Origin of the sequence: Paraburkholderia podalyriae, assembly GCF_014397785.1 — a bacterium.
GTDB classification, from domain to species: domain Bacteria; phylum Pseudomonadota; class Gammaproteobacteria; order Burkholderiales; family Burkholderiaceae; genus Paraburkholderia; species Paraburkholderia podalyriae.
This window is the reverse complement of sequence record NZ_VZQQ01000008.1, coordinates 179401-191410: the sequence shown is the minus strand read 5'-3', so window position 1 is coordinate 191410 and position 12010 is coordinate 179401. Positions and strand designations below refer to the sequence as shown.

Annotated in this window: 10 protein-coding genes; 3 read left to right on the top strand and 7 right to left on the bottom strand. The window is 63.9% G+C overall.

Annotated elements, in window-relative coordinates:
• Positions 1-61 precede the first annotated feature (61 nt).
• Positions 62-1393 (bottom strand): MFS transporter, encoded by a 1332-nt coding sequence (locus F6X42_RS12065; protein ID WP_187634433.1) that lies wholly within the window; start codon positions 1391-1393, stop codon positions 62-64.
• 413 nt (positions 1394-1806) lie between these two features.
• On the opposite strand from F6X42_RS12065, the gene F6X42_RS12060 reads away from it, so the two are divergent.
• The gene (locus tag F6X42_RS12060; RefSeq protein ID WP_187634432.1) at positions 1807-2517 is read left to right on the top strand and encodes a FadR/GntR family transcriptional regulator; all 711 of its coding nucleotides are present in this window, start codon (positions 1807-1809) and stop codon (positions 2515-2517) included.
• A gap of 57 nt (positions 2518-2574) precedes the next feature.
• Here F6X42_RS12060 and F6X42_RS12055 read toward each other — a convergent pair whose 3' ends face one another.
• Genes F6X42_RS12055 through F6X42_RS12045 form a run of 3 tightly spaced genes read right to left on the bottom strand, consistent with a single transcriptional unit; the run spans position 2575 to position 5570 of the window.
• Complete coding sequence (locus F6X42_RS12055; protein WP_187634431.1) at positions 2575-2880, bottom strand: AtuA-related protein; 306 nt, start codon at positions 2878-2880, stop codon at positions 2575-2577.
• Between the two features lies 1 nt (position 2881).
• Entirely contained in the window at positions 2882-4240 is a 1359-nt protein-coding gene (locus tag F6X42_RS12050) for an acyclic terpene utilization AtuA family protein (RefSeq protein ID WP_187634430.1), read from the bottom strand.
• A 25-nt stretch (positions 4241-4265) separates the two neighbouring features.
• On the bottom strand, positions 4266-5570 hold the full coding sequence (locus tag F6X42_RS12045; protein WP_187634429.1) for a CitMHS family transporter: 1305 nt from the start codon (positions 5568-5570) through the stop codon (positions 4266-4268).
• A 98-nt stretch (positions 5571-5668) separates the two neighbouring features.
• On the opposite strand from F6X42_RS12045, the gene F6X42_RS12040 reads away from it, so the two are divergent.
• Positions 5669-6565, top strand: coding sequence for a LysR family transcriptional regulator (locus F6X42_RS12040; RefSeq protein ID WP_187634428.1), 897 nt, complete (start codon positions 5669-5671; stop codon positions 6563-6565).
• A gap of 361 nt (positions 6566-6926) precedes the next feature.
• Positions 6927-7154, top strand: coding sequence for a hypothetical protein (locus tag F6X42_RS12035; RefSeq protein WP_187634427.1), 228 nt, complete (start codon positions 6927-6929; stop codon positions 7152-7154).
• A gap of 175 nt (positions 7155-7329) precedes the next feature.
• Here F6X42_RS12035 and F6X42_RS12030 read toward each other — a convergent pair whose 3' ends face one another.
• The 3 genes from F6X42_RS12030 to F6X42_RS12020 form a co-directional block, all read right to left on the bottom strand.
• Positions 7330-9558, bottom strand: coding sequence for an NADP-dependent isocitrate dehydrogenase (locus F6X42_RS12030; protein WP_187634426.1), 2229 nt, complete (start codon positions 9556-9558; stop codon positions 7330-7332).
• A 336-nt stretch (positions 9559-9894) separates the two neighbouring features.
• Positions 9895-10590 carry a response regulator transcription factor gene (locus F6X42_RS12025; RefSeq protein ID WP_187634425.1) on the bottom strand — a complete coding sequence of 232 codons (696 nt, stop codon included), beginning with the start codon at positions 10588-10590 and terminating at the stop codon, positions 9895-9897.
• A 31-nt stretch (positions 10591-10621) separates the two neighbouring features.
• Complete coding sequence (locus F6X42_RS12020) at positions 10622-12004, bottom strand: sensor histidine kinase (RefSeq protein WP_187634424.1); 1383 nt, start codon at positions 12002-12004, stop codon at positions 10622-10624.
• Positions 12005-12010 lie beyond the last annotated feature (6 nt).

Sequence of the window (12010 nt, the reverse complement as noted above, 5' to 3'; positions counted from 1 at the left end):
CGGACCGGATGAAAACTCGAATCCAGAAAAATCGACGGCCGCATGCGAGCCGTCAGTGTAGTCAATGCGCGTTGCCGTGCGCCGAATCAGGCAACGGGTCGCGATTGCCGGGCCGGCGGCGCGTCAGGAAACCCGCCGCCGCCGCGAGCAGCGACGCGACGCCGAGACCGTACAGCCCGCCCGTGAACGAGCCCGTGTGCTGCTGCAGATAGCCGAAGGTGGCCGGCGCGAAGAAGCCGCCGAGATTGCCGAGCGAATTGATCAGCGCGAGCACGCCGGCGGCGACGCGCGCATCGAGGTAGCCCTGCGGGATCGGCCAGAACAACGACGACGCTGCCTTGAAGCCGATCGCCGAGAAGCAGATTGCGACGAACGAGAACACCGGGTTGCCCGACGTCGACGCGAACAGGCCAACCGCCGCAATGACGAGCGCGACCGCGAGCCAACCCTGCTGATGACGCCATTTCGCCGACACGAGCGCGAAGCCATACATCGCGACCATCGAGATCAGCCACGGAATCGCGTTGAACATGCCGACCTCGAAGTCGGACAGGCCGCCCATCTTGCGGATGATCGTCGGCAGCCAGAAAGTGGCCGCGTAGATCGTCAGTTGGATCGCAAAGTACAGCAGGCAGAACAGCGCGATCTGCGGGTCCTTCAGCAGCTTGAACGTCGGCAGATGCGCGCCGCCCTGCGCTTCGCGCGCGGCCTGTTCGGCCGCGATCGACTGTTCGAGCACGCGCTGCTCTTCGGCGGTGAGCCAATGCGCGTCGCGGATGTGCGACTTCAGCATCATCCAGCTGACGGCACACAGCACGATCGAGAACCCGCCTTCGATCAGAAACATCCACTGCCAGCCTTGCAGGCCGAGGCCGCGAATCGACAGCAGCGAGCCGGTGATCGGACCGGACAGCACTGACGCGAGCGCCGAGCCCGACAGAAAGATCGCCACCGCCTTACCGCGCTCTTTTTGCGGCAGCCACTGGGTGAAGTAATAGACGACGCCGGGAAAGAAGCCCGCCTCAGCAACGCCGAGCAGGAACCGCAGCACGTAAAACGACGTGTCGTTCCAGACGAACGCCATCGAGCCCGCCACCAGCCCCCAAGTGCCCATGATGCGCGTGAGCCACACGCGCGCGCCGAACTTCTGCATCAGCACGTTCGACGGCACTTCGAACAGCGCATAGCCGATGAAGAACAGACCGCTGCCGAGCCCGTACGCTGCCGCGCCGATGCCGAGATCGGTCTTCATGTGCGCGTTGACGAAGCCGATGTTCACACGGTCGATGTAGTTCGCGATGAACATGATCAGGAAAAGCGGTAACACGTTGCGCTTCACCTTCGAGACCGCCGATTCCAGCGGGTCGAGCGCGGTGGTCAAAACTGATGTCAAGATTTGTCTCCCCTGTCGGCCGCATGGCCTGTTGGAACGCAACGCGGCGCAGCTAGGCGGAGGACCCTGCGATACGCCTGACACGTTGTCTGACGACAGTCTACCGTGTTATTTTCGTCAAATCCAGTTGGGTGTTTACCCGGCATGTCTGGCCAGCCCGCGCCGAAAGAGCAGCAGCTTCACGGCCGTCTACTTTATTGCCCGAGCTTGGATCGGGTGATAGATAAGACGTCTGATGTCTCGTATTTTTCAGGATGCACAAGGCAGCCGATGTGCTTGCGCAACTGTCCGCCGCGTCCCCGTCCCACCGCGCGCCGGCACGCAAAAATAGCCCGCGCCGATGCCGCCGAACACGGCAGAATCGAGTACAGTCCTGTGCGATACTTTGCAGGATCAGTCAACCAGCCACAAAAATGAGCAGCCTAACTGAAAAGGTGGTGGCCACCCTTTCCGATGAAATTCGCCGCGGCGCGCTGAGGCCAGGCGACCGCATCCCCACCGAAGTCGCCATGATGAAGCAGCTATCCGTGAGCCGCTCCGTGGTTCGCGAGGCGATTTCGCGTCTGCAGGCGGCGAGGATCGTCGAGACGCGTCACGGTATCGGCACGTTCGTGCTCGCGCCCACCGCCGAAAAGCCGATGCAGTTACCCGCCGCCGACCTCACGAGCATGCTCGACGTGATGGCGATCATCGAGTTCCGGATCGACGTCGAAGCCGCCGCGGCCGCACTCGCGGCATCGCGGCGCACCGAGCAGAACCTCAAGCAGATTCGCACCGCGCTCGATCGCTTCGAGTCGGAACTGGAGCGCGGCAGCACCGACACGCTCGCGCACGACATCGAGTTTCATCTGCAGATCGCGCGCGCGAGCGGCAATCGCTATTTCTTCGACGTACTCAGCCAGCTCGGCCGCTCGGTCAGCCCGCGCACGCGGCTTGGTTCGGCCGAGATCGCGGAGCTCGACCATATCGAGGTGTTGCGTAGCGTGCTCGGCGAACACCTGATGATCTATCGCGCGATCGAGCGTCAGGACGCCGACGATGCGCGCGCCGCAATGCGCATGCATCTGAGCAACAGCCGCGAGCGACTGCGCCGCGCGCATGAGTTGACGAAGGCTGGCGTGTGACGACATGCGGGGCGGATCGGCTGCCCCGCAATACGAAACGCCACCAGCATCGCCCGCTCACTCTCCTACTTCGAGATCCAGCAACGCCGAGCTCAGCGATTTGCCATGCGCATCGAGCGCGAGCGAACGCGTAACGCCGCCGCCGAGCGCGTCGCCGAGCACGAAGTTGAATGCGGCGATGCCCGGCAACTCATGACGTACCACGTCGCCGCACACCACATCGCGCAGATGCGTCTTGACGCGCTCGGGCGTCAGCACATCGCGCAGGCGCTCGTAATGCCGCGCGTCGTAGCAGATCACCGAGATATTGAGCGTATTGCCCTTGTCGCCAGTGCGCGAGTGGGCCAGTTCACGTAGTTTCATCTCAAGCCTCCACCAGCGAGAAAGCCGGCGTCGCATGCTCGCGCGGCAGCAGCACCGACTGCACCGCGACCACCTCGCGCGCCGCCTTCGTCACGCCGCCGCCGCCCGCCGGTCCGTTCGTGTACAGCGTCTCGACCTCGTTGCCGACGCGCACCGCCTCCGCGAGCGACGCCGTGCGCCCCGCCACGCGCGCGCGCACCTCGTACGGCTCGCCATGACCGACAGCCACCGTGTCGCCGTGCAGCGCGTTCAAGCCGATCAGATCGAAGCGCAGTTCATGCGTCTGTACGCCGGTCAGCGCCAGCCGTTCGCGCACGATATCGAGCGCGAGCCGCGCCCGCGCGAGCGCGCCCGGCCCGCCGTACGAAATCTGCCCCTCGCCGATATAGCCATCGAAATACGCAACCGACACTTTCAGCGTAGCGGTGCGCTCCGCACCGCTACCGCCAGTGACACGCACGCGGTCCGGGGCTTCCTGCTCGACACGCACCTGCGAGAAATCGGCGACCACGTCGGGCTGCAGATAACGACGCGGATCATGGATCTCGTACAGCAACTGTTCCTTGCAGGTCGCCTCGGTCACGAGCCCGCCACTTTGCGCGAGCTTCGTGATCACCACCGAACCGTCCCGCGCAACTTCGGCGATCGGAAACCCCAGCCGCGCGAGATTCGGCACGTCCTTGAAGCCGGGGTCCGCGAAATAGCCGCCGGTGATCTGCCCCGCGCACTCGAGCAGATGGCCGATCACCGTTGCCCGGCCGAGCATCGGCCAGTCGTCCGTGCGCCAGCCGAACTCGTGGATCAGCGGCGCAACGAACAGCGACGGATCGGCGACGCGCCCGGTCAATACGATCTGCGCGCCGGCCGCGAGCGCCTCGACGATCCCGCTCGCGCCGAGATACGCGTTGGCCGAAATCAGCCGGTCTTTGTAGGCGGCCACCGCCTCGCCCGATTCGACGAAATGGCAGTCGCCCGCGCGCACGACGTCGAGCACGTCGTCGCCGGTGACCGCGGCAATCTTCAAGCCGCCGAGACCCAGCTCGCGCGCGATCTGCGCGGTTCTGCGCGCCGCCGCGAGCGGATTGGCCGCGCCCATGTTCGACACGATACGCACGCCGTTGCGCGCCGCGACGGGCAGCACCGCGCGCATGCGCGCTTCGAGCAGCGGGTCGTAGCCGAGTTGCGGGTCCTTGCTGCGCGCCTGCTGCGCGATTGCGATCGTGCGCTCCGCGAGGCATTCGAACACGAGATAGTCGAGCTGGCCGTGTTCCGCGAGTTCGAGCGCGGGTTCGATGCGGTCGCCCGAATAGCCCGCGCCCGCGCCGATGCGCACGATGCGTTGAGGTTCAGTGGCAGTCATGGTGCTCCCGTGCGTTCAGTGAAGCTCACAGTGGAAAGATCCCGAGCACGACGCACGCGATCGTCATCACGACCGACGCGCCGAACAGCAGGGGAAACGTGAATCTCTGATGATCGGCCAGATCGATCCCGCACAGGCCGACCACGAGGAACGTCGCGGGCGTGAGCGGGCTGACCGGAAAGCCGGTGGTCATCTGTCCAAGCAACGCGGCCTGGCCGACGTGCACCGCCGGCACGCCGAGCTGGCCCGCCACCTCCGCAATCACCGGTAGTACGCCGAAATAAAACGAATCGGGATCGAACAGCATGCTGAGCGGCATCGACAGCAGGCCGAGCACGATCGGAATATGGCTGGCCATCGCCGGCGGCACGAACCCGACCGCCGCCTGCGCCATCGCCTTCAGCATGCCGCTGCCCTGCATCACGCCGGTGAACACGCCGGCGGCGAGCAGGATGCCGGCCATCATCAGCGCGGCGCGCGCATGCGCGTCGATCCGTTTGCGTTGCATGTCGACGTTCGGATAGTTGACCATCAACGCGACACACAGGCCCACCATGAACATGATTGCCGGCGGAATCTTCTCGCCCATCACGACCATCGTGCCGAGTACGACGAGCGTCAACACGATGTTGAACCAGAAGTTTTGCGGGCGGCGCAGCGCCTGTTCTTCCGGCGTCAGCTCGCGTTGCGGCATCGGCACCGTGCCGCTCGCGGCACTCAGGCCGAGGCGCTTCTCCTCGCGCCGCCCGAGCCAGTACGCCATCGAAAACACGAACACGAGGCCGATCGCCTGCACCGGAATTAGCGGATTGAACAGCGCCGAAATCGGCAGATGCAGCGACGCGGACGCGCGAATCATCGGCCCCGTCCACGGCAGGAAGTTGATGCCGGCCGCCATCGATACCGCGGCGGCGAGCACACGCCGGTCCATCTTCAGGCGGTCGTAGAGCGGCAGCATCGCGGGAATCGTGACGAGGAAGCAGACGGCGCCGGAGCCGTCGAGGTGGATCAGCAGCGCGAGCAGCGTGGTGCCCATCACGATGCGCGTCGGCCGCGTGCCGACCGCGCGCAGGATGCGCTCGATGATCGGGTCGAGCGTGCCGGCGTCGGTGATCGTGCCGAAGTACAGGATCGCGAATACGAACATGCAGACGACGGGCGCGAGGCTCTTCAAACCGTCGACGACGAACTTGCTCGTCTGCAAGCCGAACCCGCCGAGCAGCGAGGCCGCGAGCGGCACGATGATCAGCGCGACGAGCGGCGACATGCGTTTTGACAGGATCGCGCCGAGCAGCACGACGATGGTAGCCAGCCCCAGCATTGGCAGCATGAGCTTGTCTCCAGGTTGTTTTTTAGTGCCATCGAGCGTAAGTTCGGAGCAGCAATAAGGCAATTGAAATGAATTGATTGCAGCCATCACAAATCATCATGGATCTGAATCTGCGGGACATCCGCGCGTTTATCGCGGTCGCGCAAACGGGCAGCTTCACGCGCGCGGCCGCGCGGCTGCATCTGTCGCAGCCGGCGTTGACGGTGCAGATTCGCCGGCTGGAGGATACGCTCGGCCTGCGCCTGTTCGATCGCAACAGCCGCAACGTCGCGCTGACGCCGACCGGCCGCGAGTTACTGCCCGTGCTGCAGAAATCGCTGCACGACATGGAGCACGTGCTGCACGATGCGCGCGCGCTCGGCGAAGGCGCGAGCGGCACGGTGCGCATCGCGTGCTTGCCCACCTTCGCGGCGAGCCTGCTGCCCGAGCTCGTGCAGGCGCTGAGACAAGCCGTGCCGCGCGTCGGCTTCGAGGTGCGCGATGCCGTCGCGAGCATGGTCAACACGCTGGTGCGCAACGAGGAAGCTGATATCGGGCTCACCGGCGGCGAGCTGAACGACAGCGGGCTCGAGGTGCTGCATGCGGGCATCGACCGGCTCGTCGCGGTGTTGCCGAAGCAGCATGCGCTCGCGCGGCGGCGCCGACCCGTCACGCTCGCCGATCTCGCGAACGAGCCGCTCGTGCTGACCGCGCAAGGCACGAGCGTGCGCGCGGTCGTCGATAGCGCGTTCGCCGACGCGCAATGCGTGCCGCGCATCGCCTGCGAGCCGACTTACATAATGAGCGCGGTGGCGATGGCGCGCGCCGGGCTCGGCATCACGATCCTGCCGGCGTCGGCGCGCGAAGTGCGCGCGGAGCCCGAATTGGTCGCGCGGCCGATCGACGAACCGGCGTTCACACGCCGCATCGCGCTGATCAGAAAGCGCGGCCGCACCCTGCCACCGGTCACGGAGACTTTTGTCGCGATGCTGATCGAACGGCTCGGCCCGGCATAGGGCCGCACAGTGCCGTTTCGCGCGTGGCGCGCAGCCCCTAATTTTCACGATACGAAACGATGCCGCGCGTCGTAAAAAACCATGGTGCGCGGCACAAACCGGGCGTTTCACGATGCCCGGCGCCGTTGCACATCGTAAAATGAAACGCACAAGGCATTGTTTTTAATCGAATATTTTTAATATAAGGAACGATTTGACGCCTGCTTGCACGACGATTCGCTGACGTAGACTCTTTCACAAGAGCACGCGCTTCACGTAGTCGGATTCGAGGGCCTCACGACACGGGCCACCCAAATCCCACAGATTGCGAAGAAGCCGTCACGAATCGCGGCATTTTCTATTGGCAACTGGGAGACTAAAAATGAAAGGCTTTCGCTTTGGTTCGACGCAGGGAGCGTTCTACATTCTGCCGGGTCAGGACGGCTGGGAAGCCACCTACGGCAACGAAACACTCGGAGAATTCTCAAGCGCGCAACAGGCCGCTGACGACCTCGCGCGCGGCCTGAGCTGCGAGCATCTGTCCGAGCTCGATACGTCGACGCTCGAAATTCCGGAGAAGCTCGCCGATTGGGAAATCGTTCACGTATAAGGACGGGTATGAGCGACGGCGACGTAGCAGTGAAAGCAGAAACGACAATGGCGCCCTAAGGCGCCATTGTCGTATTTGGGGTCCTGCTCGCGGCCGCAATGCGTGGTTACGGTATGGCTTTCGGGGCCATCGCAGCCTCTGAGGCAGCGATTACCGCCTCAGCGCCTGCCTGACTTCAGGCCACCGAATCGACGATCGCGTTCAGCGTCGCGCTCGGGCGCATCGCCTTGCTGGTCAGCTCGACGTCCGGGCGGTAGTAGCCGCCGATATCCACCGGCTTACCCTGCGCCGCGCCGAGTTCCGCGACGATCTTCGCCTCGTTGTCGGCCATTGCCTTCGCGACGCCCGCGAACTGCGCCTGCAGCGCCGCATCGTCGGTTTGCGCGGCCAGTGCTTCGGCCCAGTACATCGCGAGGTAGAAGTGGCTGCCGCGATTGTCGATGCCGCCGACCTTGCGCGCCGGCGACTTGTCGTTGTCGAGGAACTTGCCGGTCGCCTGATCGAGCGTCTTCGCGAGAATCTGCGCCTTCGGATTGTGATACGCGGTGCTCAGATGCTCGAGCGACGCCGCCAGCGCGAGGAATTCGCCGAGCGAATCCCAGCGCAGGAAGCCTTCCTCGACCAGCTGCTGCACGTGCTTCGGCGCCGAACCGCCCGCGCCGGTTTCGAACATGCCGCCACCGGCCATCAGCGGAACGATCGACAGCATCTTCGCGCTGGTGCCCAGTTCCATGATCGGGAACAGGTCGGTCAGGTAGTCGCGCAGCACATTGCCGGTGACCGAGATCGTGTCCTTGCCGGCGCGGATGCGCTCGACCGAGAACTTCGTCGCTTCGACCAGCGTCATCACGCGGATGTCGAGACCGTTGGTGTCGTGATCCTTCAGGTACTGCTCGACCTTCCTGATGATCTGCGCATCGTGCGCGCGCGCCGCGTCGAGCCAGAACACGGCCGGCGTGTTGGAAGCGCGGGCGCGGTTCACCGCGAGCTTGACCCAGTCGCGGATCGGCGCGTCCTTGGCCTGGCACATGCGGAAGATATCGCCCTGTTCCACCGGCTGCTCGAGCAGCACCGCGCCGGCTTCGTCGGTCACGCGGACCACGCCGTTCGCCGGGATCTGGAACGTCTTGTCGTGTGAACCGTATTCTTCGGCGGCTTGCGCCATCAGGCCGACGTTCGGCACCGTGCCCATCGTGACCGGGTCGAACGCGCCGTGCTTCTTGCAATCTTCGATCACCGCCTGGTAGACACCGGCGTAGCAACGGTCCGGAATCACCGCCTTCGCGTCGTGCAGCGCGCCATCGGCGCCCCACATCTTGCCCGACTCGCGGATCATCGCCGGCATCGATGCGTCGACGATCACGTCGCTCGGCACGTGCAGGCTGGTGATGCCCTTGTCCGAGTTGACCATTGCGAGCGGCGGACGCTGTTCGTATTGCGCCTTGATGTCGGCTTCGATCGCCGCGGCCGTTTCCGCGGGCAGATCCTTCAGACGCGCGTACAGATCGCCGATACCGTTGTTCGGGTTGAAGCCGATCCTGGCCAGCGCGTCTGCATGCTTGTCGAGCACGTCCTTGTAGAACACCGACACCACGTGACCGAAGATGATCGGGTCCGAGACCTTCATCATCGTGGCCTTCAGGTGCACCGAGAACAGCACGCCGTTCGCCTTCGCCTCGGCGATCTGCGCTTCGATGAAGCTGCGCAGCGCGTTCTTGCCCAGCACCGACGCGTCGATGATTTCGCCCGCCTGCACCGGCGTCTTTGCCTTCAGGACCGTGGTCGTACCGTCGGCGGCGGCCAGTTCGATCTTCACGCTACCGGCTTGAGCGACCAGCGCCGACTTTTCGCTGCCGTAGAAATCGCCGTCGCTCATATGCGCGACGTGCGACTTCGAGTCCGCGCTCCATGCGCCCATCTTGTGCGGATGCTTGCGTGCGTAATTCTTCACCGACAGCGGCGCGCGGCGGTCCGAGTTGCCTTCGCGCAGCACCGGGTTCACCGCGCTGCCCTTGATCTTGTCGTAGCGGGCCTTGACGTCCTTCTCGGCGTCGGTCGTCGCGACATCCGGGTACGACGGCAGCTTGTAGCCCTGGTCGCGCAGCTCGGCGATCGCGGCCTTCAGTTGCGGCACCGACGCGCTGATGTTCGGCAGCTTGATGATGTTCGCTTCCGGGCGCGTGGTGAGTCCACCGAGCTCCGCCAGATCGTCGGAAGCCTTCTGTTCCGCGCTCAGGTAGTCCGGAAATGCGGCAATGATCCGGCCGGCGAGCGAGATGTCACGCGTTTCGACGAGCACGTCGGACGAGCGCGTGAACGCCTTGACGATCGGCAGCAGCGAGTACGTCGCCAGTGCGGGCGCTTCGTCGGTCAGGGTGTAGATGATCTTCGGCGGTGTGGACATGATTGATGCTTTGCTAGGAAGTGATAGACAGAGCGTTGGCAGTCGAAGCCAGCGCAAATCGTGCCGCGACGGCGACGGCGTCAGTTCGGCGCGACGCAATCCCGCGACCTTCGTGTTGCGATACGACCGAGAGTATATGCGCGTTTTCCACGAAATGTGACTAAACAAACAGGTCGGGAGACGCTGCGCAAAGGGGGTGATCCACGACTGGCAAGGGTTTGCGGCCGATTACCCAGGTCTTAAGACAGATATCTTATAGATGACCTGCGACGTATTATTTTTGGCTAAATGCGAATTGATCGCATTGATGAGCCGCGCTGTTATCGCGCTTTCAAGTCAGGCAGACGCAAATGCCTCGCGCGGTTCTTCTTCGCGCAGAATGTAGCCGAGTCCGCGCAGCGTCATGATCTTCGCTGTCGATGTCGCGAGATGCTTGCGCAGTCGGTGAATATAGATATCGATCGCATCGGCGCTCGGCTCTTCGTCGAGCGTAAAGATCTTGTCCATCAGCGTCGCCTTCGAAACGGTCTTGCCCTGCTTCAGCATCAGCGCTTCGAGGATCGCGTGTTCGCGGCGGCGCAACGGCAGGCGTTCGTCTTGCAGAGCGAATTCGCGTGAATCGAATAGATAACGCAGATTGCCGCATTCGATCGACTGCCCTCTGTCTCCCGAGGCCTGACGGCGAATCAGCGCCTTGATGCGCGCCACCAGTTCGCGCGCATCGAAGGGCTTGACGACATAATCGTCGGCACCGGCCGAAAAACAGTCCACCTTGTCGTCGGTCGAGCCATTCGCCGTCAGCATCAGCACCGGCACGTTGTCGCGCTTGCGCCGCAACCTCGCGAGCACCTCCTTGCCGCCCATGCCGGGCAGGCGCAGATCGAGCAGCACCGCGTCATAGCATTGCAGACCGAGCAGCGTCTCGGCGCATTCGCCGTTTTGCGCCCAGTCGATCGCGAATTGCTCGACCTGCATCAGGTTCATCACCCAGCGCGCGAGGTCCGCATCGTCTTCCACGAGCAGCAGTTTCATCGTTGTCTTCTCCTTTGCGACTCGCGCGACGTCAGATTGCGCCGGTCCATAAGCGCATCTCGACGGTCGCGACGAGGCCTGCGCCGCCTTGATTCGATTCGAGCGTCACGCTGCCGCCCTGGCGATGCGCAATCTCGCGCACGATCGGCAGCCCGAGTCCAGTCCCTTCCGCATAGCTCGACGCGCGATAGAAGCGCTCGAACACCCGTTCGCGTGCATCGGCCCTGATGCCGGGTCCGTTGTCGATCACGCGCACGATCGCCATCCCGTCGCGCCGCTGTGTGTGCACCGTGACGCGACCGCCCGCCTGTGTATAGCGCAGCGCATTGTCGACCAGATTGGTCACGAGCGCCGCGGTCAACGCTTCGTCGCCGGTCACGTACAAGCCGTCTTCCAGTTCCGCGCCCAAATCGATTTCTCGCGACTGCGCAAACGCGATCAGTTCTTCGAGCACGCCCGCGATCAACCCGCTCAGATCGATCCGCTCGCGCACGTTCACCGGCGCGGCCGACTCGGCCTGCGCAAGCAGCAACAGCTTGTTGGTCAGCGTGGTCAGCTTGCGGCTGCTCTTGTGCATGCCCGCAAGCGCTTCGTCAAGCGGGGCGTCGCGGCTATCGCGCTGCCGCGCGAACTGGATTTGCGCGGCCAGCAACGCGAGCGGCGTGCGTAACTGATGCGCGGCATCCGAGATGAATTGTCGCTGCGTCGCGGCCTGCTGGCCCATTCGCGCGATGCACTGGTTGATCGCCTCGACGATAGGCCGCAGTTCGACGTGCAGACGCGCAACGCGAATCGGTTCGAGTTGCGACGCATTGCGATCGGCGACATCGTCCTTTACCTTCATCAGCGGCAGCAGTTCGAAGGTCAGGCCCAGGTAGACGAACACCATCGCCAGTATCAGTGTCAGGACTTCGCCTGATAATTGCGGCCGCAGCAGACGCCACACCATCGCATCGCGCGAGCCCTCGGTCTTCGCGACCGCGACGATCACTTCCTCGGTATGTCCCGAATCGTAGAGCTGCCGCGCATAGGCGACCGCGCGCGCCGCGCGGCCATCGGCGAAATGCGTGGAATAAAGCGTCGGACTGTCGCTCACGTGCGCCGGCAGCGGCAAGTCGGGGATGCCCGCAAGCAGACGATGGTCGCTTGCCTCGACGCGATAGAACACAGTGTCCTGTTGCGGCGATTCGAACAGTTCGAGCGCGGCCGGCGGAATCTGGATCGACACCGAACCGTTGACCCAGTCGATATCCTCGCCGATGATCCGCATCGACGAAAGCAGCGCATCGTCCTGAACCAGGTCCGCGGTGTTCTGCGCGAACCGGTATGAGATGACGACGGAAATTGATACGAATGCCGCCAGCGGCAATAGCAACCACCATAACAAGCGTCCGCGCAAACTGCCTGAAAACACGATATG